The 16,624-nt window shown below is 61.0% G+C and carries 17 protein-coding genes and 2 tRNA genes; 15 read left to right on the forward strand and 4 right to left on the reverse strand.

Annotated features, from left to right (window positions below; all coding sequences use genetic code 11):
* The first annotated feature begins 166 nt into the window (after positions 1-166).
* Together ACP0KA_RS23705 and ACP0KA_RS23710 are read left to right on the forward strand one after the other, a co-directional pair.
* A tRNA-Val gene (locus tag ACP0KA_RS23705) sits at positions 167-243 on the forward strand.
* A 99-nt stretch (positions 244-342) separates the two neighbouring features.
* Positions 343-651: a YciI family protein gene (locus ACP0KA_RS23710; protein ID WP_424631156.1), complete on the forward strand. Its 309-nt coding sequence runs from the start codon at positions 343-345 to the stop codon at positions 649-651.
* Positions 652-679: 28 nt separating this feature from the next.
* Here the strand turns inward: ACP0KA_RS23710 and ACP0KA_RS23715 are convergent, their stop codons facing one another.
* From ACP0KA_RS23715 to ACP0KA_RS23730, 4 genes are all read right to left on the reverse strand, one after another.
* Positions 680-1,807 (reverse strand): acyltransferase family protein, encoded by a 1,128-nt coding sequence (locus ACP0KA_RS23715; RefSeq protein ID WP_424631157.1) that lies wholly within the window; start codon positions 1,805-1,807, stop codon positions 680-682.
* 74 nt (positions 1,808-1,881) lie between these two features.
* Positions 1,882-3,159: an FAD-dependent oxidoreductase gene (locus ACP0KA_RS23720; protein WP_424631158.1), complete on the reverse strand. Its 1,278-nt coding sequence runs from the start codon at positions 3,157-3,159 to the stop codon at positions 1,882-1,884.
* 42 nt (positions 3,160-3,201) lie between these two features.
* Positions 3,202-4,449 (reverse strand): peptidase T, encoded by a 1,248-nt coding sequence (gene pepT / locus ACP0KA_RS23725; RefSeq protein WP_424631159.1) that lies wholly within the window; start codon positions 4,447-4,449, stop codon positions 3,202-3,204.
* Positions 4,450-4,742: 293 nt separating this feature from the next.
* On the reverse strand, positions 4,743-5,045 hold the full coding sequence (locus ACP0KA_RS23730) for an HU family DNA-binding protein (protein WP_424631160.1): 303 nt from the start codon (positions 5,043-5,045) through the stop codon (positions 4,743-4,745).
* 218 nt (positions 5,046-5,263) lie between these two features.
* Here ACP0KA_RS23730 and ACP0KA_RS23735 point away from each other — a divergent pair.
* The 13 genes from ACP0KA_RS23735 to nuoI all read left to right on the forward strand — a co-directional run bounded on the left by ACP0KA_RS23735 (position 5,264) and on the right by nuoI (position 16,620).
* Positions 5,264-5,340: transfer RNA gene (locus ACP0KA_RS23735), tRNA-Asp, on the forward strand.
* A gap of 214 nt (positions 5,341-5,554) precedes the next feature.
* The gene (locus ACP0KA_RS23740; RefSeq protein ID WP_424631161.1) at positions 5,555-6,640 is read left to right on the forward strand and encodes a tartrate dehydrogenase; all 1,086 of its coding nucleotides are present in this window, start codon (positions 5,555-5,557) and stop codon (positions 6,638-6,640) included.
* Positions 6,641-7,063: 423 nt separating this feature from the next.
* Complete coding sequence (locus ACP0KA_RS23745; protein ID WP_424631162.1) at positions 7,064-7,429, forward strand: NADH-quinone oxidoreductase subunit A; 366 nt, start codon at positions 7,064-7,066, stop codon at positions 7,427-7,429.
* Positions 7,420-8,001: a NuoB/complex I 20 kDa subunit family protein gene (locus tag ACP0KA_RS23750; RefSeq protein ID WP_424631163.1), complete on the forward strand. Its 582-nt coding sequence runs from the start codon at positions 7,420-7,422 to the stop codon at positions 7,999-8,001. The genes ACP0KA_RS23745 and ACP0KA_RS23750 overlap by 10 nt, the downstream gene beginning before the upstream one ends.
* Before the next feature lie 5 nt (positions 8,002-8,006).
* Positions 8,007-8,642: an NADH-quinone oxidoreductase subunit C gene (locus ACP0KA_RS23755; RefSeq protein ID WP_424631164.1), complete on the forward strand. Its 636-nt coding sequence runs from the start codon at positions 8,007-8,009 to the stop codon at positions 8,640-8,642.
* The gene (locus tag ACP0KA_RS23760) at positions 8,642-9,835 is read left to right on the forward strand and encodes an NADH-quinone oxidoreductase subunit D (RefSeq protein WP_424631165.1); all 1,194 of its coding nucleotides are present in this window, start codon (positions 8,642-8,644) and stop codon (positions 9,833-9,835) included. The genes ACP0KA_RS23755 and ACP0KA_RS23760 overlap by 1 nt, the downstream gene beginning before the upstream one ends.
* Complete coding sequence (locus tag ACP0KA_RS23765; RefSeq protein WP_424631166.1) at positions 9,835-10,803, forward strand: FkbM family methyltransferase; 969 nt, start codon at positions 9,835-9,837, stop codon at positions 10,801-10,803. Before ACP0KA_RS23760 ends, ACP0KA_RS23765 begins: the two co-directional genes overlap by 1 nt.
* A 20-nt stretch (positions 10,804-10,823) precedes the next feature.
* Positions 10,824-11,444 (forward strand): NADH-quinone oxidoreductase subunit NuoE, encoded by a 621-nt coding sequence (gene nuoE, locus ACP0KA_RS23770; protein WP_424631167.1) that lies wholly within the window; start codon positions 10,824-10,826, stop codon positions 11,442-11,444.
* Positions 11,444-11,614: a hypothetical protein gene (locus ACP0KA_RS23775; RefSeq protein WP_424631168.1), complete on the forward strand. Its 171-nt coding sequence runs from the start codon at positions 11,444-11,446 to the stop codon at positions 11,612-11,614. Before nuoE ends, ACP0KA_RS23775 begins: the two co-directional genes overlap by 1 nt.
* A gap of 19 nt (positions 11,615-11,633) precedes the next feature.
* Complete coding sequence (nuoF, locus tag ACP0KA_RS23780; protein ID WP_424631169.1) at positions 11,634-12,962, forward strand: NADH-quinone oxidoreductase subunit NuoF; 1,329 nt, start codon at positions 11,634-11,636, stop codon at positions 12,960-12,962.
* Between the two features lie 5 nt (positions 12,963-12,967).
* A complete protein-coding gene (gene nuoG / locus ACP0KA_RS23785; protein WP_424631170.1) occupies positions 12,968-15,043 on the forward strand; it encodes an NADH-quinone oxidoreductase subunit NuoG in 2,076 nt (691 codons plus the stop codon).
* Between the two features lie 10 nt (positions 15,044-15,053).
* Entirely contained in the window at positions 15,054-16,124 is a 1,071-nt protein-coding gene (gene nuoH / locus ACP0KA_RS23790; protein WP_424631171.1) for an NADH-quinone oxidoreductase subunit NuoH, read from the forward strand.
* Positions 16,125-16,131: 7 nt separating this feature from the next.
* Positions 16,132-16,620, forward strand: coding sequence for an NADH-quinone oxidoreductase subunit NuoI (gene nuoI / locus ACP0KA_RS23795; protein ID WP_424631172.1), 489 nt, complete (start codon positions 16,132-16,134; stop codon positions 16,618-16,620).
* Positions 16,621-16,624 lie beyond the last annotated feature (4 nt).

The raw sequence follows: 16,624 nt of genomic DNA on the forward strand, positions 1-16,624 counted from the left end.
GTTTTTGTTTGTCTGGCGAAATGCTTTTGAGCGGCCTACTCGAAGAACCCGTTCGCAGCGCGATGTCTGTTCCGGTTTGACGCATCTTTATTGCGGAAGGTTCAGTTATGTTTTGGCCGAACGGCTTGCATCGGCAGCCATTGCAGGGCAAATAGAGCGCCAGAGAGGGCGGTTAGCTCAGCTGGTTAGAGCATCTCGTTTACACCGAGAGGGTCGGGAGTTCGAATCTCTCACCGCCTACCATTCTCTGTCACGGCTCCGCCATTTTAACGACCTAGACATCCTCGCCCGGCAATGCGGCGGGCAACTTTCATTTGTCCTAAGTCAGCATGGTTGCGTCCGATGAAGTATTTCCTGTGCCGTTTCGTTCCGCCTGCACCTGATTTCATCAGGACCATGACGCCGGATCAGAAGTCACTCATGAAGGAGCACGGGGAGTTCCTGCAGGCCTTGTTGGACAAAGGAAATCTTGTTGCGCATGGACCGGTGGCTGATCCGTCCGGCGGCTGGGGCATGTCGCTGTTCGTTGCGAACGATGATCAGAACGCCGAGGATGTGCAGGCAACTGTTTCCGACGACCCCATGATCAAGGCCGGCATCGGCGCCCGGTACGATGTGCTGCCCATGCTCCAGTTGCGGATGCGGGCCTGACGAAATTTATCTGCGCTAGCGTGCTTCGTCAGCTCGCGGAAGCGGGCACCGGCGTGATCGGTTTTGGCGTGCGATTGATCAAAAGCTTTGTCAGGAAGCGCCGGCTTGGATTTTCGACAAGCCGGAAGGATAGGCGGCCGACGATCAGGACCAGCAGCGAGGCGCCAAGCGCCAACAACACCTGCGCGGGAACGCCGATCGATTTCGAGATGCTCGAAATCAGGATCATGCCGACTGCGTAGTGAAACAGGTAGATCGAGTAGCTGCACTCGCCGATCCAGACCAGCGGCTTCGATTGCAGGACGTTGATCTGTCCATCCCTCGCGACCAGCAGCCAGAACGTTGCAATGAAGAGCAGCGCAATGGCACTCGCGACCACCGGGTTTCGGCTGATGATTGCATAGTGGGTGCTGGTGATGCAGATCGGGATGAACACAGCCACAAGCATGGCGAAGGCGAGTTGCTGTGAAATCCTGTTTTGATACAGTTCATAGAACAGCGCGCCCGCCGCGAACCATGGCATGAATTCAGGCACCAACGCCGTGTCGTAAAGCTCCCCCCCGTGCGGTGACACGAGCCTGAGCAAGAACCAGATGCAGCAGTCCAGCAGCGCGAAGATCGTCAGGTTGCGCGCGAAGTTCTTGCCGGAAAGTCCCCAGAACAGGATGGCCGCGATCAGATAGAAGCGGATTTCGACCACCAGCGACCAGTAAACTCCGGTGACGAAATCAACATTGGGAAAGGCGCCGGACCACAGCATGGTCGGCGTCAACGTCAATGACGGGAGGAAATTCGGCCACATCTGCCGGCGGGTGAGCGCGAACGGTGCATCGGACCAATTGAGCAGGAAGAACGTGACGACTGCGGAGAATAAAAGCGCGGGCCAGATCCGGACGAAGCGGCGAAGCAAGAATTCGAGCGGTGAACTGGATTTTTCCAGCGTCAATGCGATCACGAATCCCGAGATGATGAAGAACAGCTCGACGCCGAGATAGCCGTATTGAAACAGCGGAATTCCGGCGAAGGTCTCTCCGTAGGGATAGAGGTGAGATTTGTAGTAGGCGGATTCCAGATGATAAAAATAATGGAATCCCATGACCAGCAGGATGGCGACGCCTCGCAAGCCATCCAAGGCATCTAAACGTTTGTCAGTCATAACTCACCCACCGCAATCGGCCGCAGCCGACTCAATTTAGCATCGCGACCGCGAAAGTTAAGCAACGCAGGCCTTCACGAGACGACATTGTCCCATTCCGCCGTTGCAGAGCGGGCCCTCACGGGAAGGGAGCCACCTTTGAGGCCAGCGATGGCTGCAGGCGTGGCGTGACTGAACGGGCCGGTCTTCAGGCCTGCCAGCGTGCGGACCATTTCGCGTTCCAGATAAGGGATGAGTTTCAAGCGGTTGAAAATCACGTCTCTGAGTGCCGAAAATGTGAGGGAGTCGGACTGAAAGAACGGCGTCATCACTGTACTGGCCATTTGATAGAAGCGGACGTGGCGACGGCGTGTTTGCGCATACGATGCCAACGCGGCATCAAGATTATTTTGATTGGCAATCGCGTCACTCAACGCGACTGCATCGAGCAAACCATTGTTCGCGCCCTGGCCGAGCTGGGGCGATGTCGCGTGAGCGGAATCGCCTGCGAGGACGATGCGCCCCTTGAACGGATGGCGCGCGGTGAAGTGTGTGTAGCTTGCCAGCGTGAGATCGTCGGGACCGGCAAGCCTCGTGATGATCGGCTCTAGTTCAGGCCAGAGCGCGACCACGTGGTCGCGCCAGTGCTCGAAGTTGTCTCGCCAAGTCTGATAGTCGGCCGGTTTCAGGCTCCAGAACAGCGCCGCGAGCGGCGGACCATCATCCGTCACGCGGCCAATCGGCAGATAGCCCACCATCTCTCTGGCCGCGACATAGCGCTGGGACAGGCAGCCCGGCGCAAGGCCGATGTCGGGGATGCTTGCCCAGACCGCGCCATAAGCGAACTGGCGTGCCGAGGCAGCGCTGACAAACGTGCGGAGCGCCGAATTTGCTCCGGAGGCATCGATGACAAGATCGAAGGTGCCGTTGACGACGCCCGAATTGGTTTTCAGTTTGACCCTGGAATCCAATTGTCGCTCGAAGCCAGTGATCGTCCGCCCGGTTTCAAGGGGCGCTCCGCAAGCCTTGAAGTTTTCCCAAAGCACGCCGTGCAGCAAGGCGCGATGAACGGCGACCGCGTAATGCGCAGGGTCAAGGTCTGCATAGGCCAGATCAAAGATCTGAGCGCCTGTGTCGGTCACGCCATACAGGCGCTCGATGCGATGGCCGAGCGCTTCGATCCTTTGCCGCAGGCCCATCCGTTCCAGGACGGCGAGGCCCGTGGGCTGCAGCATCAACCCGGAGCCGAGCGGCAGCGAGGTGGAAAACCGTTCGAAGACGATAACATTGTGCCCGGCACTCTTGAGCATCGCCGCAGCTGCGAGCCCGGCTATGCCTGCGCCGACAACCGCAATGTCAAACGGTCGGTGCATGCACGCCTGCGCTGTGAGGGATTGGACCCCGCATTCCCGAGATCACGCCCGCTCTTCCCAAACCGTCGCCAGATGCACGATGGTCCGCACCGCCGCTTCCATGTCCTGGACACTGACCCATTCAAGCCGCGAGTGAAACGCGTGCTCGCCGGCAAAGATGTTCGGGCAGGGCAGGCCCATGAAGGACAGGCGGGAGCCGTCGGTGCCGCCGCGAATGCTGCTTCGGATGGGCGTGATGCCCGCGCGGCGGATCGCTTCAATGGCGTTCTCGACCACCTCGGGATGGCGGTCCAGAACCACCTTCATGTTGCGGTACTGCTGCTTGACCTCGAACCGATAGGACGACCGCGGAAAGTCGCTCATGACGTCCCGGACGATCTGTTCGAGCAGGGCTTCCTTCTGCTTCAGACCGTCTTCAGTGAAGTCGCGCACGATGAGTTGTAGCGTCGCGCTGTCGAGACCGCCGTTGAGGCCGGTCGGATGGAGAAAGCCCTCGCGTCCCTCGGTCGTCTCAGGAGCGAGGTCTTTCGGCAGCCGGTCGACGATGCGCGCAGCGATCTTGAGCGCATGCTCCATTTGGCCCTTGGCGAATCCGGGGTGAACGCTGACGCCCTGAATGGTGATGATCGCAGCATCAGCGGAGAACGTCTCGTCCTCCAGGTGACCCGCGCTTTCGCCATCCATGGTGTAGCCGAATTGGGCGCCGAGCTTCTTCAGATCGACTTTGTCGGCGCCGCGGCCGATTTCCTCGTCGGGCGTGAATAGGATCTTGATGGCGCCGTGCTTGATCTGCGGATTGGCGAGCAGGAATTGCGCGGCATCCATGATCTCGGCCACGCCCGCCTTGTTGTCGGCGCCAAGAAGTGTGGTGCCGTCGGTCGTGACGATGTCGTTGCCGATCTGGTCGGCGAGGGCGGGATGCTCGGCCGCCCGGATGATCTGGGTCGGATCGGCCGGCAGGACGATGTCGCCACCCTGATAGTTACGCACCATCTGGGGCTTCACATTCGTGCCGGTGCAGTCCGGCGCGGTGTCCATGTGCGAGCAGAAGCAGATCACGGGAACGGACTTGTCGGTCGTCGCCGGGATGGTCGCATAGACGTAGCCGTGCTCATCCATATGGGCATCGGCGAGTCCGAGGTCCTTCAACTCCTGGGCGAGCAGCCGGCCGAGATCCTTCTGCTTCGCGGTGGAGGGGCAGGTGGGCGATTCCGGGTCGGACTGGGTGTCGATGCGGACGTAGCGCAGGAAGCGCTCGGTGACGCCGTGTGTGAATGTGATGGAGCTCATGGGGACATCATGCTGACGGACAGAGACATTTTTTCACAGCGCCGAGCTGGTCAGGCTCCGTGATCCAAAGATAGCCTATCCTCGGCGCTTGCGTTGGAACAGGGCTATGGAAGCTTGTGACGGCCGCAAAGAGCGATCCGATCAGTGGGCGGATCATCGAAAGAGCCCGATGTCGTCGGTCAGCAGGCTCGTCTCGAACACGCAGATTCGGAGCGTCGCGTGCAAATGAAAACGCCACCCCGACCGTGAGGGCCGGGATGGCGCAAAATCGGGAAAGCCTGAGATCGAGACGATCAGACAGCTTCCTTCAGCTCCTTGGCAGCGCGGAAGGCGACCTTCTTGCTGGCCTTGATCTGGATCTGTTCGCCGGTGGCGGGATTGCGGCCCATGCGGGCAGCGCGCTTGCGGACCTGAAGGATGCCGAGGCCAACGATGCGGATGCGCTCGCCCTTCTTCAGGTGTTTGGTGATTCGGGTCACGAGGTCGGTGAGAATCGCCTCGGAGGCCTTCTTCGACAATTCATGATCTTCAGCGAGCGCGGCGGCAAGGTGCTTCAGGGTGATAGTGGCTGGGGTAGCGGTTGCTTTCTTCGCCATATTTGGCTCTCCTCGGTGGTGCTGGCTCAAGAAAATACGATGTATCAGGGCTTAGTTGATTCTGGCGCCATCTGACTACGCTGTTTTGCCCGTAAACAGCCCGTTAATGGCATCAACAGGGAAAAAGGCCCCCGCATGCAAGGTGTTTCTCAACGTCCTTGACTTGCAATGTTCAGCCCTTTAAGTCCCACCTCCTGTGCGGATCACATCCGATCTGTGCGGGAGTAGCTCAGTTGGTTAGAGCGCCGGCCTGTCACGCCGGAGGTCGCGGGTTCGAGCCCCGTCTCTCGCGCCACTTACGCGATCATCCCCAAATTCAGAGACTTAGGATCGGAACTCGCCGCAAGGTGGGACTACCGGCGTCTGGGTTTGCGTTCCCGAATTCACGGGCGCTTCCTCGCCATTCCCCCTTTCAGGTTCGGCGGCCAGTCCTGTAAAGCTACGGGGCACCCGTGACCCGGGGCGCACTCAACAGCAACGAGAATCAGCTTCAGGCGAGGGACGACCGTATGTCGACGAACAAAACCAACAGAACCTACAGACTTGCGGTGATCCCCGGCGACGGGATCGGCAAGGAAGTCGTGCCGGAAGGGCTGCGCGTGCTGGAGGCGGCGGCGAAGAAGTTCAACTTCAACCTGCAGCTTGATGAATTCGACTTTGCCTCCTGCGATTACTACCAAAAGCACGGCAAGATGATGCCGGACGACTGGAAGGCCCAGATCGGCGGCCACGACGCCATCTTCTTCGGCGCCGTCGGCATGCCCGCGATTCTGCCGGACCACATCTCGCTGTGGGGCTCGCTGATCCAGTTTCGCAGGGAGTTCGACCAGTACGTGAACCTGCGGCCGGTTCGCCTGATGCCGGGCGTCAAGTCGCCGCTGGCGGGACGCAAGCCCGGCGATATCGACTTCTTCGTGGTCCGCGAGAACACCGAGGGCGAGTATTCCTCCATTGGTGGCCGCATGTTCCCCGGCACCGAGCGAGAGGCCGTGATCCAGGAAACCGTCATGTCGCGGGTCGGCGTGGACCGGATCCTGAAGTTCGCTTTCGAGCTGGCCCAGAGCCGCCCGAAAAAGCACCTGACGTCCGCCACCAAGTCGAACGGTATTTCCATCACGATGCCCTATTGGGACGAGCGCGTGGAGGAGATGGCCAAGAACTATCCCGGCGTGAAGTGGGACAAGTATCACATCGACATTCTGGCCGCGAACTTCGTGCTGCACCCCGACTGGTTCGACGTTGTCGTCGGCTCCAACCTGTTTGGGGACATCCTATCGGACCTCGGCCCCGCCTGCACCGGCACCATCGGTATCGCTCCGTCCGGAAGCCTCAATCCGGAACGGAAGTTTCCGTCGCTGTTCGAGCCGGTCCACGGGTCGGCGCCGGACATCGCAGGGAAGGGAATCGCTAACCCTGTGGGGCAGATTTGGTCTGCGGCCATGATGCTGGATCACCTGGGTGAACCGGAGGCCGGCAAGGCCATCGTCGCTGCGATCGAAACCGTTCTTGCTCAGGAGAAGTTGCGGACGAGGGACCTCGGCGGTCAGGCCGATACGGTCGGCTGCGGTACCGAGATCGCGCGCGCCCTGTCATAATCTTAGAAGCCATTTTGGCTTGATTTTACGGGTTCCGGTTCATGCTAGTGTCCCGTCTCCGAATAACCGCCCCATTTGCGGCGGGCTCGCAAGGTTATTCGGAGGCGAAAGGACACTAGCAAGCCTATAACGCTAGTGTGGCTTGGTCTCGCAATTGCCGATTTAGGGGGCGCCGCAAAACAGATCGGCAATTGCGAGACGCCACACTAGGACCCGTTCCATTTTCAGCCCCCGGACGTCATCGGCCGCGCGCGGGGACCCTGCTCGACGACGGAGGGATGGCCGCTATGCAGGATGGTGGAGGGCGCAAAAACGTTAGAATACCTTGGCTTGCTCTAGCTGTTGCGCTGCGCTATGCCCTCAGAACCATTCCAAACTGGCGCGAATCTTCGCAGGCCGATTGGACAGGATCGAGGGTCGCCGATGGGCGGAATCTTACAGAACTATCTGCCACTTGTGGTGTTTATTGGGGTAGCGACCGTCATAGGTCTTGCATTGCTGGTGGCGCCTTTCCTTGTCGCCTACCAACAGCCCGACCCTGAGAAACTTTCAGCCTACGAATGTGGCTTCAATGCATTCGACGACGCACGCATGAAGTTCGATGTGCGTTTTTATCTGGTCGCCATCCTTTTCATCATCTTCGATCTTGAGGTGGCGTTCTTATTTCCCTGGGCAGTCGCATTCGGAAAGCTCGGCGCGGCCGGCTTCTGGTCGATGATGGTGTTCCTCGGCGTGCTCACCATCGGATTTGCTTACGAGTGGAAGAAGGGAGCCCTCGAATGGGATTGAGCCCCGTGCTGCAGCCTGCTGTTTCGCAGCCGTCCACAGGAATCATCGATCCGCGGACCGGTCAGCCGATCGGCGCGGACGACAAGTTTTTTCTCGAGGTGAACAACGAGCTGTCCGACAAGGGCTTCTTCGTCGCCGCCGCCGATGACCTGATCACATGGGCGCGCACCGGTTCGCTGATGTGGATGACGTTCGGTCTCGCATGCTGCGCGGTCGAGATGATGCAGGTGTCGATGCCGCGCTACGACGTCGAGCGATTCGGCTTTGCGCCGCGCGCGTCGCCGCGCCAGTCGGACGTCATGATCGTCGCCGGCACACTGACCAACAAGATGGCGCCCGCGCTTCGCAAGGTCTACGACCAGATGCCGGAGCCGCGTTACGTGATCTCGATGGGATCGTGCGCCAATGGTGGCGGCTACTATCACTATTCGTATTCGGTGGTGCGCGGCTGCGATCGCATCGTGCCCGTCGATATCTATGTCCCGGGCTGCCCGCCCACGGCGGAAGCGCTGCTGTACGGCGTCCTGCTGTTGCAGAAGAAGATCCGGCGCACCGGAACGATTGAACGGTAATCCTCATGGATGACGCGAAACTCGACGCTCTCGGCCAAACGATTGTTGCCGCCTTGCCCGGCGCGGCACTCGGTCATGCCGTCGCGTTCAACCAACTGACCATCAACGTCAACATCGAGAAGATCGTCGAGATCGTGCGCGCGCTGCGCGACGATCAGCGATTTCGCTTCGTGAATTTCACGGATGTGACCGCGGTGGATTATCCCGGCCGCGAGAACCGGTTCGACGTGATCTATCACTTCCTGTCACCGGTCCTGAACACCCGGCTGCGGCTGCGCGGAGAGGCGAACGAGACCACGCAGGTGCCGTCGATCATCGGCGTGTTTCCGGGGGCCGACTGGTTCGAGCGCGAGACCTATGATCTCTATGGCGTGATGTTCATCGGACATCCGGATATGCGCCGCCTGCTGACCGATTACGGCTTTGAAGGTCACCCGCTGCGCAAGGACTTCCCGACGACCGGTTTCGTCGAGGTCCGCTACGACGACCAGGAAAAGCGTGTGGTGTACGAGCCGGTCCGGCTCAACCAGGAATTCCGCAAGTTCGACTTTCTGTCGCCTTGGGAAGGTGCGGATTACCCGCTCCCGGGAGACGAGAAAGCGAAAGCCGACGCGAAGCCTGCGCCGAAGGTGGGTGGCTGATGAACGAAGCACCGGGAATGCGCAATTTCACGATCAACTTCGGACCACAGCATCCGGCGGCGCACGGCGTGTTGCGCCTCGTGCTGGAGCTGGACGGCGAGGTGGTTGAACGCGTCGATCCGCATATCGGCCTGCTTCACCGCGGCACCGAGAAGCTGATCGAGCAGAAGACCTACCTGCAGGCGATTCCGTATTTTGATCGGCTCGACTACGTCGCGCCGATGAATCAGGAGCACGCCTTCTGCCTCGCAGCGGAAAAGCTGCTCGGCATCGCGGTGCCGCGGCGCGGACAACTGATCCGCGTGCTGTATTGCGAAATCGGCCGCATCCTCTCGCACATCCTCAACGTCACCACGCAGGCGATGGACGTCGGTGCACTGACGCCGCCGTTGTGGGGATTTGAAGAGCGCGAAAAGCTGATGGTGTTCTACGAGCGTGCCTCCGGCTCGCGCATGCACGCCGCGTTCTTCCGTGTCGGCGGTGTCCACCAGGATCTGCCGCCGCAACTCATCAACGACATCGAAGCCTGGTGCGATCCGTTCCTCAAGGTCGTCGACGATCTGGAGACGCTGCTCACCGACAACCGCATCTTCAAGCAGCGCAACGTCGACATCGGCGTGGTGACGCTGGAGCAGGCGTGGGAGTGGGGCTTCTCCGGCGTGATGGTTCGCGGCTCGGGCGCTGCCTGGGATCTGCGCAAGGCGCAGCCCTATGAGTGCTACGACGAGATGGAATTCGATATTCCAATCGGCAAGAACGGCGACTGCTACGACCGCTACTGCATCCGCATGGAAGAGATGCGCCAGTCGGTCCGTATCATGAAGCAGTGCATCCAGAAGCTGCGTGAACCGGAAGCCCAGGGGCCGGTCTCGTTCCAGGACAACAAGATCGTTCCGCCGAAGCGCGGTGAGATGAAGCGTTCGATGGAAGCGCTGATCCATCACTTCAAGCTCTACACCGAAGGCGTCCACGTTCCGGCCGGCGAAGTTTACGCGGCTGTGGAAGCGCCGAAGGGCGAGTTCGGCGTGTTCCTCGTCGCGGACGGCACCAACAAACCGTACAAGTGCAAGATCCGCGCGCCCGGTTTCGCGCATCTGCAGGCAATGGACTTCATCTGCAAGGGCCACTTGCTGGCAGACGTGTCGGCCATTCTCGGTTCGCTCGATATCGTGTTCGGCGAGGTGGATCGCTGATGCCTCAGCCGCCGATCCATTTCGACCGTGTCACCGGTGACATGCGCGGGGCCACGCCCTGGGAGCGCAGCATCGGTTTCGCGCTGTTGGCTGGGTCGAAGGTCGGCGCCTACATTTCGCATCGCGGCTATAACAGCTGCGCCAACCTGCTGAAGACGTTGCTGCCCGAGCGTGACATCAACATCATGCTCAATCCGGACGCGACGTTTTCGTTCCCGTATGGCGACGGCTACTGGAGCAAGCTGCTCAATCGCACGTTCAAGTATGAAGACGAGCTCGAACTGCTGCTACTCGACTCGAAGGACGTCGACTACACGTTGATCGATTGCGGTGCCAACTACGGCTACTGGTCGGTGATGGTCTCGAGCAAGCGTTTCGGTTCGCACAAGTCGATCGCGATGGAGCCGTCATCGAAGAATTTTCCGCGTCTCGCGCATAACGCCAAGATCAACGGCGATCGCTTCGAGGCTATCAACGCCGCGATCGGCTCGGCGCGCGGGACGGCGCGGTTGTCCGGCAACCGTCACGAAGCGTTCAGCATCGCAGGTGGTCCTGATGCCGGCGGCGAAGAGGTCGCGGTGCTCGCCCTCGATAACCTGATCGAGGACGGCAAAATTCCGGCGCAGGGGAAATATCTCGTCAAGCTCGACGTCGAAGGCGTCGAGATCGATGCGATGAAGGGCGGCAAGCGGATCCTCGAGACCGACTCCGTGGTGATCTGCGAAGAGCACGGCAACGATCCGACCCACGCCGTCTCGCGCTATATCCTCGAACACACGCCGATGAAGGCGATCATTCATGATCCGGCAACGGATCGCTTCGAGCCGCTGACGCAGCTTTCGACGCTCGACCGGATCAAGGTCGCGTCGCACGTCGGCTACAATGTCTTCGCGACCTCAAGTGCGTTCTGGGAACAGCGCATCTACGGCTTGAATTCTGGCAACACGCGCCGCGCGATGGCGCAATGAAAGATTGAGAGACGTCTCCGATGGCTGTTCGCCGTTTGGCTCCGAAAGAAAAGCAACCTGCCAGCTTCACCTTCACCGAGGAAAACCTCGCGTGGGCGAAGAAGCAGATGGAGAAGTATCCGCCGGGCCGTCAGGCGTCGGCCGTGATTCCGGTGCTGTGGCGGGTGCAGGAGCAGCATGACGGCTGGGTCTCGGAAGTTGCGATCCGCGCAGTCGCCGACCTGCTCGGCATGCCCTACATCCGCGTGCTTGAGATCGCGACATTCTACACGATGTTCCAGCTCGAGCCGGTCGGCAAGAAAGCCCACGTGCAGGTTTGCGGCACCACGCCGTGCATGCTGCGGGGTTCGAAAGACCTGATCGACGTCTGCAAGCATCGCATCCATCACGATCCTTTCCACGTCTCTGCTGACGGCAATTTCAGCTGGGAAGAGGTCGAGTGCCTCGGCGCGTGCGTCAACGCACCGATGGTCATGATCTGGAAGGACACCTACGAAGATCTGACACCCGAGACGCTGAACAAGGTGCTCGACGGCTTCGCATCCGGCAATCCGCCGAAGCCCGGTCCGCAGATCGACCGCCAGTACGCTGCTCCGGTTGGTGGGGCACGCGTGCTGAAGAAGCAACCGGGAGGCGCGTGATGACGGGAGAAATCATTCGCTACATGGTGCTGCATGCGGCCGGTGCGGCCGCATTCATCTTCATTCTCAACTACTTCATTCTCAAGACAGAGCTTCAGTCTGCGGTGTTCTGGGCCATCGGGTTCGGCGCCATGGCAGCCGGGCTCGCTTACCAGCAATCCAAACGCTGATCCTCAGGACGCGACTATCATGCTCGACGACAAGGACCGCATTTTCCGCAACCTCTACGGCCTCGAAGACTGGGGTCTCGAGGGCGCGCGCCGTCGCGGCGCCTGGGATGGCACCAAGGCGATTATCGACAAGGGCCGCGACTGGATCATCAATGAGATGAAGGCGTCGGGCCTGCGTGGCCGCGGCGGAGCGGGCTTTCCGACCGGTATGAAGTGGTCCTTCATGCCGAAGGACAATGCGGACGGACGCCCGAGCTATCTCGTGGTCAACGCCGACGAGTCCGAGCCCGGCACCTGTAAAGACCGCGAGATCATGCGGCATGATCCGCATCTGCTTGTGGAAGGCTGTCTGATCGCCAGCGCCGCCATGGGCGCGCATGTTTGTTACGTCTATGTTCGCGGCGAATTCATCCGCGAGCGCGAGCATCTTCAGGCCGCCGTCGATCAGGCTTACGAAGCCAAGCTGATCGGCAAGGATAACGTCCACGGCTATCCGTTCGATCTTTACGTCCATCACGGCGCGGGCGCGTATATCTGCGGCGAAGAGACGGCGCTGCTTGAAAGCCTGGAAGGCAAGAAGGGCCAGCCGCGGCTAAAGCCGCCGTTCCCGGCCAACGTGGGCCTCTACGGTTGCCCGACCACGGTGAACAACGTCGAGTCGATCGCGGTTGCACCGGACATTCTGCGCCGCGGTGCTGCATGGTTCGCCAGCATCGGCCGTCCGAACAACGTCGGCACCAAGCTTTACGGCATCTCCGGTCACGTCAACACGCCCTGCGTCGTCGAAGACGCCATGAGCATTCCGTTCAAGGAGCTCATCGAGAAGCACGGCGGCGGCATTCGCGGCGGCTGGGACAATCTTCTCGCGATCATTCCCGGTGGCGCATCGTGCCCATTGATCCCGGCAGCGGATTGCGAAGAGCTGATCATGGATTTCGACGGCACCCGCGCCGTCAAGTCGAGCTTCGGCACCGCCGGCGTGATCGTCATGGACAAGTCGACTGACGTCGTCGCCGCCATCGCCCGCATCAGCTACTTCTTCAAGCACGAGAGCTGCGGTCAATGCACGCCATGCCGCGAGGGCACCGGCTGGATGTGGCGCGTTCTCAGCCGCATGGTGGAAGGTCGGGCGCACCGTCGGGAAATCGACATGCTGCTTGAAGTCACCAAGCAGGTGGAAGGCCACACGATCTGCGCGCTTGGTGACGCCGCGGCGTGGCCGGTTCAGGGCCTCGTCCGTGCTTTCCGGCCGGAAATTGAACGACGTATCGATGCGTTCTCACGCAATGCGGTCAAGGATGACATGGGCATTCTCGATCCCGCTCACATGGTCGCTGCGGCGGAGTGAATGCGATGACCAAGATTCTGATCGACGGAAAAGAACTCGACCTGCCGGCGGAATACACGCTGCTTCAGGCGTGCGAAGCCGCGGGCGCTGAAATTCCGCGCTTCTGCTACCACGAACGGCTGTCCATCGCGGGCAACTGCCGTATGTGCCTGGTGGAAGTGGCCGGTTCGCCGAAGCCGGTCGCAAGCTGTGCCTGGAACGTCCGCGACTGCCGTCCGGGGCCGAACGGCGAACTGCCGTCGGTCAAGACCAAGTCACCGATGGTGAAGAAGGCACGCGAAGGCGTGATGGAGTTCCTGCTCATCAACCATCCGCTCGATTGCCCGATCTGCGACCAGGGCGGCGAGTGCGACCTGCAGGATCAGGCGATGGGCTACGGTGTCGACACCAGCCGCTTCGCTGAAAACAAGCGCGCCGTCGAAGACAAGTACATTGGAGCGCTGGTCAAAACGTCGATGACCCGCTGCATCCAGTGCACCCGCTGCGTGCGCTTCACCACGGAAATCTGCGGCGTGCCGGAGATGGGTCTGACCGGTCGCGGCGAAGACGTGGAGATCACCACCTATCTCGAGAGCGCCTTGACCTCGGAGCTGCAGGGCAACCTCGTCGACATCTGCCCGGTCGGTGCGCTGACCTCGAAGCCCTATGCGTTTGCGGCGCGTCCCTGGGAGCTCGGCAAGACCCAGTCCATCGACGTGATGGATGCGGTCGGCTCGGCCATCCGCGTCGATACCCGCGGCCGCGAAGTGATGCGCATCCTGCCGCGCGTCAACGAGGCGGTGAACGAAGAGTGGATTTCAGACAAAACGCGCCATGTGGTGGACGGTCTGCGCACGCAGCGTCTCGATCGCCCCTACATCCGCGAGAACGGCAAGCTGCGTCCCGCAAGCTGGAACGAAGCCTTTGCGGCCATCGTCGCCAAGGCTGGCTCGGTGAACGGCAAGCGGATCGGCGCGATTGCGGGCGATCTTGCCGCCGTCGAGGACATGTTCGCGGTGAAGGACCTGCTGGCGAAGATCGGTTCGGCGAACCATGCCACGCAAAACGGCGCGGCGTTCGATCCGAAGGCGGGCCGCGCGTCTTACATGTTCAATCCGACCATCGTCGGCATCGAGCAGGCCGATGCACTGCTGATCGTGGGTTCCAACCCGCGCAAGGAAGCGACCATTCTCAACGCGCGTATCCGCAAGCGTTGGCGCACTGGTCAGCTCAAGATTGCGGTGATCGGCGAGAAGGCCAATCTGACCTACGATTACGACTATCTGGGCGCGGGCACCGACACGCTGAGCGATCTCGCAGCCGGCAAGCACTCGTTTGCCGACGTTCTGAAGAACGCGAAGCATCCGATCGTGCTGGTCGGAGCAGGTGCCACCAGCCGTCACGACGGCGCGGCGGTTCTGTCGATGGCGGCCAAGCTCGCGTCCGATATCGGCGCGATCAAGGACGGCTGGAACGGCTTCGGCGTGCTGCACAGTGCGGCATCGCAGGTCGGCGCGCTGGATCTCGGCTTTGTGCCGGGCGAGGGCGGCTTGAGCGCCGCGGAAATGACCGCGTTCGGCACGCTGGATGTGCTATTCTCGCTGGGCGCGGATGAGATCAAGGTGCCGGACGGCACGTTCGTGGTCTATATCGGCACCCATGGCGACCGTGGCGCCCACCGTGCGGACGTGATCCTGCCGGGCGCGGCCTATACCGAAAAGTCCGGTATCTACGTCAATACGGAAGGCCGGGTGCAGATGGCCAACCGTGCCGCGTTCCCGCCGGGCGAGGCCCGCGAGGACTGGGCGATCATCCGTGCCTTGTCCGAGGCCTTGGGTAAGAAGCTGCCTTACGACTCGCTCGGCGCCCTGCGTCAGGCGATGTTCAAGACGGCGCCGCATCTGATGCGGATCGACCAGATCGAGGCCGGCGACGTTGCAGGGGTGAAGGCTCTTGCGGCGCGCGGCGGAACGGTCGAGAAGGCTGCATTCAAGAGCCCGGTGGAAGACTTCTATCTGACCAACCCGATCGCGCGGGCGTCCGCCATCATGGCGGAATGTTCGCGACTGGCGTCCGGGCAAATTCTGACGGCGGCGGAGTGAGCGTGATCCGATGACCGAATTCTTCGCAAGCACATTCTGGACCGGCTTCCTGTGGCCATTGATCATCATGGTCGCACAGAGCGTGTTGCTGCTCGTCGTGCTGCTGATCGCGATCGCTTACATCCTGCTGGCGGATCGCAAGATCTGGGCGGCGGTGCAGATCCGTCGCGGCCCTAACGTGGTCGGCCCGTGGGGCCTGCTGCAATCCTTCGCGGACCTGCTGAAGTTCGTACTCAAGGAGCCGATCATTCCGGCGGGCTCCAATAAGGGCGTGTTCCTGCTTGCGCCGCTGGTGAGCTGCGTGCTCGCGCTGGCGGCCTGGGCGGTGATCCCGGTCAACGTCAACTGGGTGATTGCGGACATCAACGTCGGCATCTTGTACATCTTCGCGATCTCGTCGCTGTCGATCTACGGCATCATCATGGCCGGCTGGTCGTCGAACTCGAAGTATCCGTTTCTCGCTGCGCTCCGTTCGGCGGCGCAGATGGTGTCCTACGAAGTCTCGATCGGCTTCGTGATCATCACCGTTCTGCTCTGCGTCGGCTCGCTGAATCTCACGGCAGTCGTCGAGGCGCAGCACACGCGGGGACTGGCGAGCCTGATCGGCTTGCCGTGGCTGACGTTCCTGAACTGGTACTGGCTGCCGCTGTTGCCGATGTTCGTGGTCTTCTACGTCTCGGCCCTCGCGGAGACCAACCGTCCGCCGTTCGACCTGGTCGAAGCGGAATCGGAACTGGTCGCGGGCTTCATGGTTGAGTACGGCTCGACCCCGTATTTGCTGTTCATGCTCGGCGAATACGTTGCCATCACCACGATGTGCGCAATGGGCGCGATCCTGTTCATGGGCGGCTGGCTGCCGCCGGTGGATCTGCCGCCCTTCAACTGGGTGCCGGGCGTCATCTGGTTCGTGCTGAAACTGTTCTTCATGTTCTTCCTGTTCGCGATGGCGAAGGCGATCGTGCCTCGCTACCGCTACGACCAGCTGATGCGGCTGGGCTGGAAGGTTTTTCTGCCACTCTCGCTGGTGATGGTCGTACTTGTTGCCGGCGTACTGCAATTCGCGGGGCTTGCACCGAAATGAGGACGTCATGGGAATAGCAAGCACAGCCAATTCGCTTCTGCTCAAAGAGTTCGTCTCGGCGTTCTTCCTCGCCATGCGCTACTTCTTCAAGCCGAAGCCGACCCTGAACTATCCGTTCGAGAAGGGGCCGATCTCGCCACGCTTCCGCGGTGAGCATGCGCTGCGCCGTTACCCGAACGGTGAAGAGCGCTGCATCGCCTGCAAATTGTGTGAAGCGATTTGCCCGGCGCAGGCCATCACCATCGAGGCAGGCCCGCGCCGCAACGACGGCACGCGCCGCACGGTTCGCTACGACATCGACATGGTGAAGTGCATCTATTGCGGGCTTTGCCAGGAGGCGTGTCCGGTGGATGCAATCGTCGAAGGCCCGAACTTCGAATTCGCGACCGAGACGCGCGAGGAACTGTACTATGACAAGGCCAAGCTGCTCGCCAATGGCGACCGCTGGGAGCGCGAGATTGCGAAGAATATCGCACTCGACGCGCCGTACCGATGAGGTG

Source organism: Bradyrhizobium sp. SYSU BS000235, from assembly GCF_049747295.1.
In the GTDB taxonomy this organism is placed as follows: Bacteria; Pseudomonadota; Alphaproteobacteria; order Rhizobiales; family Xanthobacteraceae; genus Afipia.